Source organism: Priestia sp. TRM10, assembly GCF_057808375.1.
Map to the genome: position 1 here is coordinate 1 of NZ_JBJZOT010000001.1, position 15,869 is coordinate 15,869.

Genomic DNA, 15,869 nt, shown 5'->3' on the forward strand with positions numbered 1-15,869 from the left:
TATAGTCTGGTAACCATAGCCAAGAGGTCACACCTGTTCCCATGCCGAACACAGAAGTTAAGCTCTTGAGCGCCGATGGTAGTTGGGACTTTGTCCCTGTGAGAGTAGGACGTTGCCAGGCACCATACAAAAAAGGCTGATCTTTTATAGATCAGCCTTTTTTGTATAAGACAACAAGAAATTTTTCAATAAGAATGGACTTTTTATTTTAGTTACTTCAAGAAATTTAATAATAAATGGATAATCTTTAGAACTATATGAATGAAGAAGTTCATACCACCATTCTGTTTCATAACGAGAAATCATACTTAAATTATAAAGCAGAAGATAGTGTACTAATATTTCAGGTAGCATTCGACTTAGTGGCTTAATAAAAGGAAAACAATATACATCTTCTTCTAGAGAATAAGAAAAAGGAGCGCAGTGAAGAAGTGCTTCTTTTTTTAAAAGACGTGGATTGATTTCTCGCTCTGCTAACATATCTATGTCAATTAGTTGGGGTCTTAAGTGCGAATAAAAATATTCATGAAATCTCCTTTCACTCATCTTGTAATAATCAAATGCAAGATCAGAAAACACCCACCGGTCATCATGAATCGACCCAAAAACATGAGAGACTTCTCTTCTGTATAAATGTTTAAAAAGTTGATGAGTTTCAGGAATTTGAATAAGCAATTCTTTCATCGAGTACTTCTCATGTTCTAATACCCCTAAATTAAATAAAATTTGGTCAATGTGGGAGAATAGTCCGCTCTTTTGTATTTTTACCTCATCATCAAGAAATTTGTAATCTTGCTTTTTTCTTTTTCTCGTTGAAACTCCATGTGCTAAGATAGAAGTATTAGCAGGATATTGACTGTCTTTCACAAGAAGGCATGCTTTTAGCAGTTGACTAATGCCATAAAAAAGCAACATTGGTTGAATAGATAGGGGAGCTTGCTCTGCTAATTTGTAATAATTTTTACTGTGCTCTAGATAATAAATAAAGGGATAACAGTTCTCAAAACTTTTCTTTTCCGCATCTGCTTTATTTAGTCTCTGACTATAGTGATGAGATAGAAAATCTTGAGTAAAAGGAGCGGCATAAAATACGGACAAATCGCTCCATATGTCCTGTCGATCGTTCATAAATATTAATACCTCACTTTTTTGAATAATCTAACATATCTCAATCTTGTTGACATAACAAGGGTTGGCTTGTTAATCTACTAATAATATTTTGGCGTTTAAAGGAGGATTTATTTATCATGTGGGAATCAAAATTTGCAAAAGAAGGTCTTACATTTGATGATGTGCTACTTGTTCCAGCAAAATCAGAGGTTTTACCAAAGGATGTAGACTTAAGCGTAACGTTAACAAAAACGTTGAAACTTAATTTGCCATTCATTAGTGCAGGAATGGATACTGTAACTGAAGCTGATATGGCAATGGCAATGGCTCGACAAGGCGGTTTAGGAATCATCCATAAGAACATGTCTATCGAACAACAAGCAGAGCAAGTTGACAAAGTAAAGCGCTCTGAACGCGGGGTTATTACAGATCCATTTTTCTTAACACCAGAACATCAAGTTTTTGATGCTGAACATCTTATGGGAAAATATCGTATTTCAGGTGTTCCAATTGTTAATGATGAGGAAGAACAAAAATTAGTTGGGATCTTAACAAATCGTGATCTTCGTTTTATTCAAGATTACTCAATTAAAATTAAAGACGTTATGACGAAAGAAGATCTTGTTACAGCTCCTGTTGGAACAACATTGCAAGAGGCAGAACAAATTTTACAGCAATATAAGATTGAAAAACTTCCTCTTGTAAATGAAGACAATGTTTTAAAAGGTCTCATTACAATCAAGGATATTGAAAAAGTTATTGAGTTTCCAAACTCTGCAAAAGACCCACATGGCCGATTGATTGTTGGAGCTGCTGTTGGAGTAACAGCTGATACAATGATTCGTGTTGAAAAACTTGTACAAGCTGGTGTAGATGTTATCGTTTTAGATACAGCACATGGACATTCAAAAGGCGTACTAGAATCTGTTAAACAAATCCGCGCTGCATATCCAGATCTTAATATTATTGCTGGTAACGTAGCAACTGCAGAAGCAACAAGAGATTTAATTGAAGCAGGAGCAGATGTTATTAAAGTTGGTATTGGCCCTGGTTCAATTTGTACAACTCGTGTTGTAGCAGGTGTTGGAGTTCCACAAATTACAGCAGTATATGACTGTGCGACAGAGGCACGAAAGCATGGTATACCAGTTATTGCTGACGGAGGTATTAAATATTCTGGTGATATCGTTAAAGCTCTTGCTGCTGGCGGTCACGTTGTAATGTTAGGAAGCTTGCTTGCAGGAACTTCTGAAAGCCCTGGAGAAACAGAAATTTATCAAGGTAGACGTTTTAAAGTATACCGCGGTATGGGTTCTGTAAGTGCGATGGAGCAAGGAAGTAAAGATCGCTATTTCCAAGAAGATAATAAAAAATTCGTGCCAGAAGGTATCGAAGGACGTGTTCCTTATAAAGGACCAGTTTCTGAAACAATCTACCAAATGACAGGTGGATTAAAATCAGGTATGGGGTACTGTGGAAGTAAAAACCTAGAAGCTCTACGTGAACAAGCACAATTTGTTCGTATGACTGGTGCTGGTTTACACGAAAGTCACCCACATGATGTGCAAATTACAAAAGAATCACCAAATTATTCTTTACGCTAACCGGCAAAAATGCTCTACCATTTCAGGTAGAGCATTTTTTATTTCCTTGGAAAGCATGACCTATAGACCTATTCATTTAAAGTTCCCTATGGTAAAATAACGCTTATGTGAACATGACTTTGGAGGGTAAAAAGTGAAATTAACACAACGTTTATTTGTAGGGATAGTAGCGAGCCTCTTAGTGCTACAGCTGTGGATAGTAGCACCGATTGCTCATGCACAGGAAGTAGATAAACCAAATCTAGAATCAGGTGCAGCTATTTTAGTGGAAGCTCAAACAGGAAAAGTTTTATATGAAAAAGATGCAGATGCAGTGCGAGGCATCGCAAGCATGACAAAGATGATGACGGAATATTTATTGCTAGAAAATATCCACGAAGGCAAATTAAGCTGGGATGATACATATGAACCAAGTGATTATGCTTATAAGATTTCGCAAAATTTAAGTTTATCTAATGTACCTCTTGCTAAAGGGGAAAAATATACGTTAAGAGAGCTTTTCGAAGCAATGTCTATGTATTCAGCAAACGGTGCATCAATTGCAATTGCAGAGAAGATTGCAGGAAATGAAACCAATTTTGTTAAAATGATGAATGAGAAAGCTCAAGAACTTGGAATGAAAGATGCGAAGTTTGTGAATGCAACAGGTCTTTCAAATAGTGATTTACAAGGGATGCACCCTAAAGGAACAAAAGCAAGTGATGAGAATTTAGTTTCAGCTCGTTCAACTGCTAAACTTGCTTCACATCTTATTAATGACTATCCAGAAGTATTAGAAACTTCTAAACTAAAAGAGAAAACGTTTCATAAAGGAAAAAATGGTGAAACGCAAATGAAAAGCTGGAACTGGATGCTTCCAGGACTTGTTTATGAATATGAAAAGGCAGAAGTAGATGGTCTGAAAACAGGTAGTACAGATTTTGCAGGTTATTGTTTCACAGGAACCGCTGAGAAGGACGGAGCACGTTATATAACAGTTGTAATGGATGCAAAAGATCATGGACAAGAATCCTATGAAGCAAGGTTCAGCGAAACAGCAAAGCTTTTAGACTATGCTTTTGATAACTTTGAAGTAAAAACTCTTCATCCTGCTGGCTATACTTTGAAAGAAAAAGTAAAAGTTGCAAAAGGAAATGAAAAAGAAGCTAAAGTAACAACAAAAGAGCCATTAAAAGTAGTTGTTGAAAAAGGAGAAAATGCTAAAAAAGCTGTGGAAACAGAACTTGTAGTAAATGAAAAGAAATTAAATAACGATGGAAAACTTATTGCTCCAATCAAAAAGGGAGAAGAAGTTGGATATATCAATGTTAAGTACAAGGATGATCAATTTGGATATTTAACAACTGATGGGGAGAACCAATCAGGAGTTCCTATTGTGATGAAAGAAGATATTGACAAAGCTAATTGGTTCTCACTTATGTTCAGAAGTATCGGAGACTTCTTTGCTGACATGTGGACAAGTGCTGCAAACATGGTTAAAGGCTGGTTTTGATATAAGAAGAATGCTTATGGTTTAAATTACCAGATGCATTCTTCTTTTTTTGATTAAACTATCTACTGAATTTAGATAGGATTTTGTTGAGAAATCATGTAGAATGAAAAATAGGAATTTGAATTGTCTAAATAGTATATATTCAAATTAAACATTATTACATTGGCTAGACTCTTAGTAGGAGGGAATATCAACATGAACAATCGTGGAACAGATCGTGTTAAAAGAGGTATGGCAGAAATGCAAAAAGGCGGCGTTATTATGGATGTTATTAACGCTGAGCAAGCTAAAATCGCAGAGGAAGCTGGAGCAGTAGCTGTTATGGCACTTGAGCGTGTGCCAGCTGATATCCGTGCAGCAGGTGGAGTTGCCCGTATGGCAGATCCAACTATTGTTGAGGAAGTAGTAAATGCTGTTTCTATTCCTGTTATGGCAAAGGCGCGTATCGGACATATTGTAGAGGCTCGCGTTCTTGAAGCAATGGGAGTTGACTATATTGATGAAAGTGAAGTATTAACTCCTGCAGATGAAGAGTTTCACTTATATAAGAGTGACTTCACTGTACCATTCGTTTGTGGATGTCGTGATTTAGGTGAAGCAGCGCGTCGTATTGGAGAAGGAGCTTCTATGCTTCGTACAAAAGGTGAGCCAGGTACAGGGAATATTGTAGAGGCTGTTCGTCATATTCGTAAGGTGAATGCTCAAGTTCGTAAGGTAGTAGGGATGAATGAAGATGAGCTAATGACAGAAGCTAAAAATCTTGGGGCTTCATTTGAACTTCTTCTTCAAATTAAGGAAGAGGGACGTCTTCCTGTTGTAAACTTCGCAGCAGGTGGTGTAGCTACACCAGCAGATGCAGCGCTTATGATGCAGCTTGGAGCAGATGGGGTATTTGTAGGTTCAGGGATCTTCAAATCCGACAATCCAGCTAAGTTTGCTCGTGCTATCGTAGAAGCAACAACACATTATCAAGATTATGAATTGATTGCAAGCCTTTCAAAAGGACTTGGTAATGCAATGAAAGGGATTGAAATTTCAACACTATTACCAGAAAATCGTATGCAAGAGCGTGGCTGGTAAGAAAGGTCTGGTTTTATGACAACAATCGGTATACTTGCTTTGCAAGGTGCAGTAAGAGAACATGCAAAGGCTTTTGAATGTGCTGGAGCAGAAGTTGTTTTAGTAAAAAAAGTCGAACAGCTAGAAAGTATCGATGGTCTTGTACTCCCAGGTGGAGAAAGTACAACAATGAGACGCCTTATTGATAAGTATGGGTTCATGGAGCCGCTAAAAGCATTTGCTGCTCAAAAAAAACCTATGTTTGGCACATGTGCTGGCTTGATCTTATTAGCTAGTGATCTTGTTGGTTATAGTGAACCACACCTAGGAGTTATGGATATTAAAGTAGAACGCAATTCTTTTGGACGTCAAAGGGAGAGCTTTGAAGCTGCATTATCTATTAAAGGTGTTGGAGAAGACTTTATTGGAGTCTTTATCCGTGCTCCACATATTGTGGAAGTTGGACAAGATGTTGAAGTGTTAGCAATGCATGGAGATCGAATTGTAGCAGCTCAGCAAGGTTCATTCCTAGGCTGTTCTTTCCATCCAGAGTTAACAGATGATTATCGCCTTGCACAGCATTTTGTACAAATGGTGGAAACATCTTCTAAAGAGACAGTATAAAAGCATTGCAACAAGTTAAAACTTATAGTACATTATGATGTATAAGTTGAATATAGATAGCACGTTGAAGGGAAATAGTAATAAGACTCTTATCTTTAAGAGAGCTAGTGGTTGGTGCAAACTAGTAGATAAAGCTTATGAATCCATCCTGGAGTGAATTGTTGAACAATGCAGTAGGCAATTTCGGTGTTAAACCGTTATTTTATAAAGTGGAAAGAGACATCAGTCTCTTTTAACTAGGGTGGCAACGCGGGTAACTCTCGTCCCTTACAGATAATGTAAGGGGCGAGAGTTTTTTATTTGCCTTAATTATTAATGTAAAGGAGTTAAAAACATGTTAGATTTAAAATTCTTACGCAAAAATTTTCAAGAAGTAAAAGAAAAGCTTCAACATCGAGGAGAAGATTTAACAGATCTTGGAGCATTTGAAGAATTAGATAGCAAGCGTCGTGAGCTTATTGCTCAAACAGAAGAGCTTAAAAGTAAAAGAAACGAAGTATCACAGCAAGTAGCAGTGTTAAAGAGAGAGAAGAAAGATGCGGATCATCTTATTACAGAAATGCGAGAAGTAGGAGATAAAGTAAAAGCTCTTGATGAAGAATTACGTTCTGTTGAAGAGAAACTTCAACAACTCCTTCTTTCTATTCCAAATGTTCCACATGAAACTGTACCAGTTGGAGAAACAGAAGATGATAATGTAGAAGTAAGAGCGTGGGGAGAAGTTCCTCAGTTTGCATTTGAGGCCAAACCACATTGGGATTTAGCAACAGACTTAGAATTGTTAGATTTTGAGCGTGCTGCTAAAGTAACTGGAAGTCGTTTTGTATTTTATAAAGGACTTGGAGCAAGACTTGAGCGAGCGTTAATTAACTTTATGTTGAACCTTCATATTGATGAGCATGGATATGAGGAAATCTTACCTCCATACATGGTGAATAGAGCAAGCATGACAGGAACAGGACAGCTTCCAAAGTTTGAAGAAGATGCATTTTTAATCGAGAAGGAAGATTATTTCTTAATTCCGACGTCAGAGGTTCCTGTCACTAATCTTCATCGCGATGAGATTTTAAAAGGAGATCAGCTTCCAGTAAGCTATGCGGCATATAGCACCTGCTTCCGTTCTGAAGCAGGTTCTGCAGGGCGTGATACACGTGGTCTTATCCGTCAACATCAATTCAATAAAGTAGAACTTGTTCGTTTTGTTAAACCTGAAGATTCTTATGACGAACTCGAGAAATTAACAGGTCATGCTGAAAAGGTACTTCAACTTCTAGGTCTTCCATATCGCGTTATGAGCATGTGTACAGGTGATCTAGGTTTCACAGCAGCTAAAAAGTATGATATTGAAGTATGGTTACCAAGCTATGGAACATACCGTGAAATCTCTTCTTGTTCAAACTTTGAAGGTTTCCAAGCACGTCGTGCAAATATTCGTTTCCGCCGTGAAACAAATGGAAAACCTGAACATGTGCATACGCTAAATGGATCTGGTCTTGCAATTGGGCGTACTGTTGCGGCTATTTTAGAAAATTACCAACAAGAAGATGGTTCTATTGTAATTCCAGAAGTGTTACGTCCATACATGGGAAATCGATCTGTAATTAAATAATGTCTAAAAAAGAGGCAAGAATAACCGACGGTTTTCTTGTCTCTTTTTTTAGAGTAAAAAGAGAGACTAGGGTTATACTTCATAGAAATGAAGAAAATCAGCATTTTTCTAAAAAAAATGTATAAAATTGTTGACGAATGTAGAAAATAATGATATATTTATTCTTGTCGAGACGGAGGAATACCCAAGTCCGGCTGAAGGGATCGGTCTTGAAAACCGACAGGGGTGTCAAAACCCGCGGGGGTTCGAATCCCCCTTCCTCCTCCATTATTACAAATTAAAGATAGCGCATATAAATTGGAGATTGGAACTCGTTGCATATGATGTAGCGAGTTTTTTGTATATTAAAGTAAAAAAAGACAAAGCATCCTAATAGGATGCTTTGTCTTTTTTAATGATTATTTATAGTTTGAGATATCTTCTCGATAATGTTTTCAATAGAAGTTGGGTCTTCCAATAAATCATAGTCTGAAATATTTAGGCGAAGCACAGGGCAAGCATTGAATGAATTGATCCAATTTTCATAGCGATTGTGCATTTCTTCCCAGTACGAGAGGGGAGTTTCTTGTTCCATTGCTCGTCCTCGTTTTCGAATTCGCTGAATAATTTGTTCTAGATTTCCTTCTAAATAAATAAGAAGCGTAGGCTTAGGAAAATAAGGTGTTAAAACCATTGCATCAAATAAGCTTCTGTATGTTTCATAATCAACAGGAGTCATTGTGCCTTTTTCGTAATGCATTCTAGCGAATATCCCAGTGTCTTCATAAATAGAACGGTCTTGAACAAAACCACCACCATGTTCAAACATTTTCTTTTGTTCTTTAAAACGCTCTGCTAAAAAATAAATTTGCAGATGAAAACTCCAACGTTCGAAATCATGATAAAAAGAATCTAAATATGGGTTGTTGTCTACTTTCTCAAAAGAAGTTTGAAAATCTAATGCTTCTGCTAATACTTTTGTGAAAGTTGATTTTCCTATTCCGACAGTTCCGGCTACAGTAATAACAGCGTCTTTTGGAATGTTATATTTAGCGTTTAAATTCATTTGGAAACTCCTTTAACAATGCGGGCTTAAGAATATCAATAATGTGTTGAAAATCTTCTTCCCGATTTACAAAATCAATTTTATCACCATCAAACTCAAGTACAGGAATGTGAGGGTGTTCTTGTTTAAATTGTACAAACATTTTTTCGTAATCCTCTTTTAAATTAAGAAGATATGTGTGGTTTATGTCTTGCTCAATATCACGTCCACGTTTAGAGATTCTTTTTAATAATGTCTCTAAACTAGCGTTTAAATAAACAATAATATTAGGCATTGGTAAGTCTTCAGTTAACACCTTATACACACGTTCATATTTATTATAATGTTTCATGTGTAACGTTCGTTTAGCAAACACTATGTTTTTTAACACATGATAGTCTGCAACAACAGGTTTTTGTTTTGTAAGAAAGCGGGCTTCAACATCTTCCAATTGTTTATAACGATTACATAGAAAGAACATTTCTGTTTGAAAGCTCCACTCATCAATATTTTGATAAAAATCTTTGAGAAAAGGATTTTCTTCAACAATTTCTCGTAGTAAATGAAACTGTAGGTATGTTGCTAATCTATGGGAAAGTGAAGTTTTGCCTACACCTATAGGTCCCTCAACAGCAATGAAGGGAGTAGAATTCATAATATAGTCCTCCTGTTTATATAACCTTTCCCTATGAGGGGAATAGGGATGTCGTATGAACACGCAAAGGATATTGTACCACAGGAGGACTCTAATAAGAGAGAATAAAAGAGCTAAGATTGCTTTTAAGATTGAGAGTTAAATTTTCTGACATTGAAGTTTTTCAGAATGAGAAGCCAGTTTTGTGGGAACGGAAGTCCTAACTTCCAATAGGCAACACCACGTAATTCAAACTGTTTGACCAAATCAAATTTACGTTGAATGGACCGAGCGTCCTCAAACCAAACAACATGTTCCCTGCCTTGTTCATCTCTATAATTATAATAAGGGGCTTGGGAAGTAGTGCTATATTGAATCGATGTATTATATTGATAGGCAATTTCCAAAGCTCTTTGAGCGCTATAGGCTTTAGCAGGTGGGTTTCCCTGCTTATATGGAAGAGTCCAATCATAGCCATATAAATTTTGTCCCATTAATATTTTAGAAGCCGGTATTTCAGTTACAGCATATTCAATTACTTTTTGGACTTGATTAATAGGTGACACAGCAAGTGGCGGACCTCCACTATATCCCCACTCATAAGTCATTAATACGACAAAGTCTACAATTTCTCCATGTGCTTTATAATCATGTGCTTCATACCATTGCCCTTGTTGAGTAGCGCTTGTTTTCGGAGCAAGGGCCGTGGAAATTAACCACCCTTCTTGTCTAAATCGATCTCTTGCTTTTCTTAAAAAATTATTATAAGCTTCTCTGTCTTCTGCGCGAAGAAATTCAAAATCAAAATGGATATCACGGAAGTTGTTAGCTTTTGCAGTTGTCACAATATTATTTAGGAGTGTATTTTGAACAGCTGTATTTGTTAGTAGAATATGGCCTAATTCTTCATTGAAAGCTCCTTCTTCAATGTTAGTGATGACCATTGAATAAATAAGCCGATTGTTTTCAGCAATAGACCTAAAGTTATTTAGATTAGGGGCATTCAGAGAACCATCTCGTTTTGCTTCAAAACTTGAAGGACCTATGTACGATAATGCTCTTGCACTATCGTTAATTTGTCTTTCTACATCGGCAGTAATTGTACGACGACTTGAGTCAACGTACCCATAGAATTCTCCTTCACGCTTTGGAGCAGGGGGAATATAAAGACGTGTACCAACTGTAAGTGGTCTTGTTACGGGTATGTTGTTAGCAGAAGCTAAACGTTGGTAGCTAATATTGAATTTTTGACCAATATTCCATAGCGTATCTCCTCTTTGGACAACATAATACTCTCCCTCAATAGGGATAATAATTGCCTGACCAACAACAAGTCGATTTGGATCTGGTAATTGATTTACACTTGCTAGCCTTGAGGCTGTAATATTAAATTGTCTAGCAATGCTAGACACAGTATCTCCAGATTTCACAACATAAATTTGCATAGCTCTCCTCCTATATAATAGGTCTTACTTTAGCCTATTATATGAAGGGTGAATTGATGACAAGAGTTCAATTAAGGATTGATGACAATCAGTTGAGGCTCCTAATACATTTTTCATCATCCGAAGGGCAAATATATTGTCTTCCTCTACATTTGAAGCAATACAATCAGAAGGGATAAATAGAGGGTATTTTCTCATATAAGCATCGTTAGCTGAAAAAAGAACGCATATATTTCCAGCAATGCCTGTTAGAATCAAGCTCTCAATTGAAAGCTCTTCAAGAAGAACATTTAGGGCTGTCCCGTAGAATATGGAGTGTTTTGGTTTGATAAGAAAAAAATCGTCTTCTTTCGGTTTAATCTTTTGAAGGATTTGCGAGCTGCGGTTATTATGGCAATTCTTTAAGATAACATCTAGGTTTGCTTGCCATAAGTTATAATGGTCATTAATATAGATGACAGGAATTCCTTTTTTGTAGCATATCTCTTTTAACATTGTAATATGGGGGACGATTTTTTGAGCTTGTTGAGCAAGTTCTTGTCCTAGTTCAAATTGAAAGTCATTAATCATATCAATAATAATTAAAGCGGGATTTTTTAATTCATTCATAAAATTCTCCTTGTGAAAATAAAGTGTCATTTTATAGTGTGGCTCAAATGTATAAAAACATGAGAAGGGATAGAAGTAATGGAGGAAACAGATTATCAGTACATGTTAGAAGCAATAGAAGAAGCAAAGAAAGCAGAGAAAAAACATGAAGTACCTATTGGAGCGATTGTTGTAATAAATGGGGAGATTGTAGGAAGGGCTCATAACCTCAGGGAAACAGCACAACGTTCCATTGCCCACGCTGAACTCTTAGCTATTGATGAAGCTTGTCAGAAAACAGGTTCTTGGCGATTAGAAGATGCAACCCTTTATGTTACTCTTGAACCTTGCCCAATGTGTGCAGGAAGCATCATCATGTCTAGAGTGAAGCGTGTTGTTTTTGGAGCTTATGATCCTAAAGGAGGATGTGCAGGAACCCTTATGAACCTTCTTCAAGATGAACGGTTTAATCATAGAGCAGAAGTTGTTGGCGGGGTGATGGAAGAAGAGTGTGGTCGACTTTTAACAGATTTCTTTCGATCACTAAGAGCTAAGCAAAAAGCTAGCAAGAAGACTCATTCTTAACTTCAAAATATTTACAGTATCTATACGTTGCATTTTTGATTAAAAACATTTATACTAAGACATGCACCAACAAACGGTGCCTTAAAAATTGGTTACAATTTTGCCGTGCTAGGCGGGGAGGTAGCGGTGCCCTGTACTCGCAATCCGCTCAAGCGAGGCTGAATCCCTTCTCGAGGCTAGTCTGCTTTAGGGTCTGCCTTAAGTAAGTGGTGTTGACGTTTTGGTCCTACGCAATGAAAATCCATGAACCCTGTCAGGTCCGGAAGGAAGCAGCAGTAAGTGGAACCTTTCATGTGCCGTAGGGTTGCCTGAACCGAGCTAACTGCTTAAGTAACGCCTGGGGCAACTAGTCGACAGAAGGTGCACGGTACTTCATACATATAATAACAGTCTACTCTTTTAGAGTAGGCTGTTTTATTGTATAAGAAGGAAGAATCATTTTGGAATATCGTTCTATAATAAGATATAATAATACATAATCAAGTTTGATCAAGGAGGGTATCGGTTGGCATATCAAGCACTCTATCGTGTTTATCGCCCTCAATCCTTTGAGGATGTAGTCGGTCAGAAACATATTGTAAAAACATTAAAAAATGCTTTACTTCAACAGAAATTCTCACATGCTTACCTCTTCTCAGGACCACGTGGAACAGGGAAAACTACAGCAGCGAAAATTTTATCCAAAGCTGTAAACTGTGAACATGCACCTGTGAGTGAACCGTGCAATGAATGTGCAGCATGTAGAGGGATTATGGATGGTTCTATTTCAGATGTGATTGAAATTGATGCAGCTTCAAATAATGGTGTTGATGAAATTCGAGATATTCGTGACAAAGTCAAATATGCACCAAGTGCTGTTCGTTATAAAGTGTATATCATTGATGAGGTTCATATGCTTTCGATAGGGGCTTTCAACGCACTGTTGAAAACATTAGAAGAGCCACCACCACATGTTATTTTTATTTTGGCAACAACTGAACCTCATAAGATTCCACTCACTATTATTTCTCGTTGTCAGCGTTTTGATTTTAAACGTATCACATCAGATGAGATTGTATATCGGATGAAGAAGATTTTAGAAGATCAAAACACCTCTGTAGAAGATGAAGCTCTTTATGCTGTAGCAAGAGCGGCTGATGGTGGAATGCGAGATGCATTAAGTTTATTAGATCAAGCTATTTCCTATAGCGATGAGAAAGTAAATATTGATGATGTACTATCTATTACAGGAGCAGTATCTCAGCAATTTCTAGAAGAAGTTGTTGAGGCAATTGCCGAAAGAGAAGTTTCTCAAGCTTTAACAAATGTTAATGATATTGTCCAAAATGGAAAAGACCCTGTTCGTTTTATTGAAGATCTAATTTTTTATTATCGAGATCTTCTTCTTTATAAAACAGGCATCCATAATCAGGACTTGTTGCAACGTGCTGTTATTCATGATGGCTTTATTTCTCTTAGTGAATCTGTGCAGAGTGTGGAGATTCATGAAATTATTCGCAGTCTTAACGAAGTTCAGCAGGAAATGAAATGGACAAATCACCCTCGAGTTTTACTAGAAGTAGCATTAGTGAAACTCTGTCAGCAGAATCCACAGAAGGAATCTTCGGGAGATGTTGGGGAACTTTTGCAAAAGGTTCAAATCTTAGAGGGACAACTTAGCAAAATTCAGGAGCAGGGTGTTGTTATTAGAGAAAGCGAAGAAGCCTCAAAACCAAAAGAAAATGTTCCGCGCTCTAGTAAACAGCAATATAAAGCTCCGACAGGGCGCATTAATGAAGTGCTTAAGAAGGCAACTAAAAAAGAGTTAGAGAAGATCAAACAGAATTGGGCTGAGGTTCTTGATATGTTGAGAAAACAAAATAAGGCTTCTCACGCAGCTCTTTTAGCAAATAGTGAACCTGTTGCCTCTTCTTCAGACGCTTTTGTGTTAAAATTTAAGTATGAGATTCACTGTAAGATGGTAGCAGAAAATAATAATTCTGTACGAGATCATGTAGAAACAATTTTGCAGTCTCTGATTGGTCAAAAGGTAGATTTAATTTCTATACCTGAATCTCAGTGGGAAAATATTCGCGAAAATTTCATTCGTGAACATCGAGATGAACAAGAACAACCCGAAGAGACTGATGATCCACTTATTTCTGAGGCTAAAAGACTTTTTGGAGATGAATTAGTGGAGATTCAAGATTAAAGGGTAAATATAAAAAAAGGAGTAGATAATTATGCGTGGAATGGGAAATATGCAAAAAATGATGAAACAAATGCAAAAAATGCAAAAGGATATGCAAAAAGCACAAGAGGAATTAGCAGATAAGCAGATTGAAGGTACAGCCGGTGGCGGTATGGTAACAGTTGTTGTCAATGGCCAAAAAGAAATTATTGAGGTTAATATAAAAGAAGAAGTTGTAGATCCAGAAGATATTGAAATGCTACAAGATCTTGTAATGGCAGCAACGAACGATGCTCTGAAGAAAATTGAGGAATTAACAAATGAAACGATGGGACAATTTACTAAAGGACTAAACATCCCAGGCCTCATGTAGGAGGAAATTATGCATTATCCAGAACCGATTTCAAAGCTTATTGAGAGCTTTATGAAGTTACCAGGTATAGGTCCTAAAACAGCAGTACGTTTAGCTTTCCATGTTCTAACGATGAAGGAAGATACAGTATTAGATTTTGCTAAAGCATTAGTCAATGCTAAGCGTAATCTTTCTTATTGTTCTGTATGTGGACATATAACAGATCAAGATCCTTGTTATATCTGTGAAGATAAGAGACGTGATCGAAGTATCGTCTGTGTTGTACAGGATCCAAAAGACGTTATTGCAATGGAAAAAATGAAGGAATATAAAGGTCTTTATCATGTTTTACATGGAGCGATCTCTCCGATGGATGGGATAGGACCTGAAGATATTAATATTCCTGATTTACTCAAACGATTGCAAGATGATGAAATCCAAGAGGTTATTCTAGCGACAAATCCAAATATTGAAGGCGAATCTACAGCAATGTATATTTCAAGACTATTACGCCCTACAAATATTAAAATGACAAGAATCGCGCATGGCCTTCCTGTTGGGGGAGACTTGGAATATGCTGATGAGGTCACATTATCGAAAGCACTAGAAGGACGAAGAGAGCTCTAAGGAGTAGAACATTATGCTGTTTAAACGTAAAGGATGGTTACGTGAGGAGTATAACCAGAAGCTATTAAATGAACTCTTTCAAGAGAAAAAGGAAAGAATCTATCGAAGTCGTTTAATGGAACAGAGCTTGGATCCTACGCCAGAAGCTGTTGCGAATTCAAAGTTGAGTGAAATTAAATACTTGTATTTATTAAAAGAAGCAAAGGTTAGAAACTTAATAATCCATTTTAAAAAATGAGGAAGCATTTAAGATAGCTTCCTCATTTTTTTTATGAAAACAATTATTATCCCTTTAAAGTGAAGTCATGTTTCCTTTTCCTCTACATAAGCTTATAGTACAAGCCATTTAAAAGAGGTGAAGCAGATGGAACCTATATGGATTGTTTCTATACTAGTAGGGCTTATTCTTTTAATCCTAATAACAGGAGGGATACAAAAGGCTTTTAAATTATTAGGGAGCGGTATCGTTCGTTTCCTAATTGGGGCTCTTTTACTTTTCTTTGCAAATATCATAGGAGCTCAGTTCGGCCTACATGTTCCCATTAATTTAATTACTACTGCAGTAGCTGGTTTGTTAGGGGTATGTGGGGTAGGGGCACTAGTTGTTATTAACTTATGGATTATGTAATATAAAAGAGCGGATTTTTCAAATCTGCTCTTTTTATTTTTTTTAAAAAAAGTTGTTGACCTAATAAAATATAAGTGTTATATTAATATACGTCGCTAAGACAGGAACGAAATGTTGAAAAACATTTTCAAAAAAGTTGTTGACTTAGTTTAATAAATTTGTTATTATGATTAAGTCGCTTAAGACAAGTTCTTTGAAAACTGAACAAAATACGTCAACGTTAATTCTATTTTATTTTTAAAACAACGTTTCTTATAGAAACAAAAAGCTATGGACATCGAAAGATGAAACCAAACTTTCTATGGAGAGTTTGATCCT

The 15,869-nt window shown here is 36.7% G+C and carries 16 protein-coding genes, 1 tRNA gene, 1 rRNA gene, 1 other RNA gene and 1 other annotated feature; of the genes, 14 read left to right on the plus strand and 5 right to left on the minus strand.

From position 1 onward, the window contains the following. The first annotated feature begins 5 nt into the window (after nucleotides 1-5). A 5S ribosomal RNA gene (gene rrf, locus ACK3CR_RS00005) occupies nucleotides 6-121 on the plus strand. A 23-nt stretch (nucleotides 122-144) separates the two neighbouring features. Here the strand turns inward: rrf and ACK3CR_RS00010 are convergent. Continuing rightward, the gene (locus ACK3CR_RS00010) at nucleotides 145-1,128 is read right to left on the minus strand and encodes a YaaC family protein (protein WP_328122536.1); all 984 of its coding nucleotides are present in this window, start codon (nucleotides 1,126-1,128) and stop codon (nucleotides 145-147) included. 119 nt (nucleotides 1,129-1,247) lie between these two features. On the opposite strand from ACK3CR_RS00010, the gene guaB reads away from it, so the two are divergent. From guaB to ACK3CR_RS00040, 6 genes are all read left to right on the plus strand, one after another. Further along, nucleotides 1,248-2,714, plus strand: coding sequence for an IMP dehydrogenase (gene guaB / locus ACK3CR_RS00015; RefSeq protein WP_243516077.1), 1,467 nt, complete (start codon nucleotides 1,248-1,250; stop codon nucleotides 2,712-2,714). Between the two features lie 133 nt (nucleotides 2,715-2,847). Further along, nucleotides 2,848-4,206 carry a serine hydrolase gene (locus tag ACK3CR_RS00020; protein WP_488974501.1) on the plus strand — a complete coding sequence of 453 codons (1,359 nt, stop codon included), beginning with the start codon at nucleotides 2,848-2,850 and terminating at the stop codon, nucleotides 4,204-4,206. A 195-nt stretch (nucleotides 4,207-4,401) separates the two neighbouring features. Next, a complete protein-coding gene (pdxS, locus tag ACK3CR_RS00025; protein WP_019395196.1) occupies nucleotides 4,402-5,286 on the plus strand; it encodes a pyridoxal 5'-phosphate synthase lyase subunit PdxS in 885 nt (294 codons plus the stop codon). A 15-nt stretch (nucleotides 5,287-5,301) separates the two neighbouring features. After that, nucleotides 5,302-5,889 (plus strand): pyridoxal 5'-phosphate synthase glutaminase subunit PdxT, encoded by a 588-nt coding sequence (gene pdxT, locus ACK3CR_RS00030; protein ID WP_488974502.1) that lies wholly within the window; start codon nucleotides 5,302-5,304, stop codon nucleotides 5,887-5,889. Between the two features lie 55 nt (nucleotides 5,890-5,944). Continuing rightward, nucleotides 5,945-6,160, plus strand: a binding site (T-box leader). 63 nt (nucleotides 6,161-6,223) lie between these two features. Then, nucleotides 6,224-7,498, plus strand: coding sequence for a serine--tRNA ligase (gene serS, locus ACK3CR_RS00035; RefSeq protein ID WP_243516063.1), 1,275 nt, complete (start codon nucleotides 6,224-6,226; stop codon nucleotides 7,496-7,498). 174 nt (nucleotides 7,499-7,672) lie between these two features. Then, nucleotides 7,673-7,765, plus strand: a tRNA-Ser gene (locus tag ACK3CR_RS00040). Nucleotides 7,766-7,889: 124 nt separating this feature from the next. Here ACK3CR_RS00040 and ACK3CR_RS00045 read toward each other — a convergent pair. The 4 genes from ACK3CR_RS00045 to ACK3CR_RS00060 all read right to left on the minus strand — a co-directional run bounded on the left by ACK3CR_RS00045 (nucleotide 7,890) and on the right by ACK3CR_RS00060 (nucleotide 11,210). Continuing rightward, nucleotides 7,890-8,543, minus strand: a complete 654-nt coding sequence (locus ACK3CR_RS00045; RefSeq protein WP_328122533.1) for a deoxynucleoside kinase — start codon at nucleotides 8,541-8,543, stop codon at nucleotides 7,890-7,892. Continuing rightward, a complete protein-coding gene (locus ACK3CR_RS00050) occupies nucleotides 8,527-9,177 on the minus strand; it encodes a deoxynucleoside kinase (protein WP_040058531.1) in 651 nt (216 codons plus the stop codon). The genes ACK3CR_RS00045 and ACK3CR_RS00050 overlap by 17 nt, the downstream gene beginning before the upstream one ends. Nucleotides 9,178-9,302: 125 nt before the next feature. Then, on the minus strand, nucleotides 9,303-10,601 hold the full coding sequence (locus tag ACK3CR_RS00055) for a glycoside hydrolase family 18 protein (protein WP_488974503.1): 1,299 nt from the start codon (nucleotides 10,599-10,601) through the stop codon (nucleotides 9,303-9,305). A 24-nt stretch (nucleotides 10,602-10,625) separates the two neighbouring features. Continuing rightward, nucleotides 10,626-11,210, minus strand: coding sequence for a cysteine hydrolase family protein (locus tag ACK3CR_RS00060; RefSeq protein WP_410914770.1), 585 nt, complete (start codon nucleotides 11,208-11,210; stop codon nucleotides 10,626-10,628). Between the two features lie 78 nt (nucleotides 11,211-11,288). Here ACK3CR_RS00060 and tadA point away from each other — a divergent pair, with 78 nt between their 5' ends. The 7 genes from tadA to ACK3CR_RS00095 all read left to right on the plus strand — a co-directional run bounded on the left by tadA (nucleotide 11,289) and on the right by ACK3CR_RS00095 (nucleotide 15,551). Then, complete coding sequence (gene tadA / locus ACK3CR_RS00065) at nucleotides 11,289-11,774, plus strand: tRNA adenosine(34) deaminase TadA (RefSeq protein WP_430240259.1); 486 nt, start codon at nucleotides 11,289-11,291, stop codon at nucleotides 11,772-11,774. A 103-nt stretch (nucleotides 11,775-11,877) separates the two neighbouring features. Beyond that, nucleotides 11,878-12,142: signal recognition particle sRNA large type (ffs, locus tag ACK3CR_RS00070), an RNA gene on the plus strand. Between the two features lie 137 nt (nucleotides 12,143-12,279). After that, on the plus strand, nucleotides 12,280-13,965 hold the full coding sequence (dnaX, locus tag ACK3CR_RS00075) for a DNA polymerase III subunit gamma/tau (RefSeq protein WP_488974504.1): 1,686 nt from the start codon (nucleotides 12,280-12,282) through the stop codon (nucleotides 13,963-13,965). 31 nt (nucleotides 13,966-13,996) lie between these two features. Continuing rightward, complete coding sequence (locus tag ACK3CR_RS00080; protein ID WP_019395187.1) at nucleotides 13,997-14,317, plus strand: YbaB/EbfC family nucleoid-associated protein; 321 nt, start codon at nucleotides 13,997-13,999, stop codon at nucleotides 14,315-14,317. 9 nt (nucleotides 14,318-14,326) lie between these two features. Further along, nucleotides 14,327-14,923: a recombination mediator RecR gene (gene recR, locus ACK3CR_RS00085; RefSeq protein WP_061804493.1), complete on the plus strand. Its 597-nt coding sequence runs from the start codon at nucleotides 14,327-14,329 to the stop codon at nucleotides 14,921-14,923. 13 nt (nucleotides 14,924-14,936) lie between these two features. Next, nucleotides 14,937-15,161 carry a YaaL family protein gene (locus tag ACK3CR_RS00090; RefSeq protein WP_488974505.1) on the plus strand — a complete coding sequence of 75 codons (225 nt, stop codon included), beginning with the start codon at nucleotides 14,937-14,939 and terminating at the stop codon, nucleotides 15,159-15,161. A gap of 126 nt (nucleotides 15,162-15,287) precedes the next feature. Further along, nucleotides 15,288-15,551, plus strand: coding sequence for a pro-sigmaK processing inhibitor BofA family protein (locus ACK3CR_RS00095; RefSeq protein ID WP_328122528.1), 264 nt, complete (start codon nucleotides 15,288-15,290; stop codon nucleotides 15,549-15,551). Nucleotides 15,552-15,869: the final 318 nt, after the last annotated feature.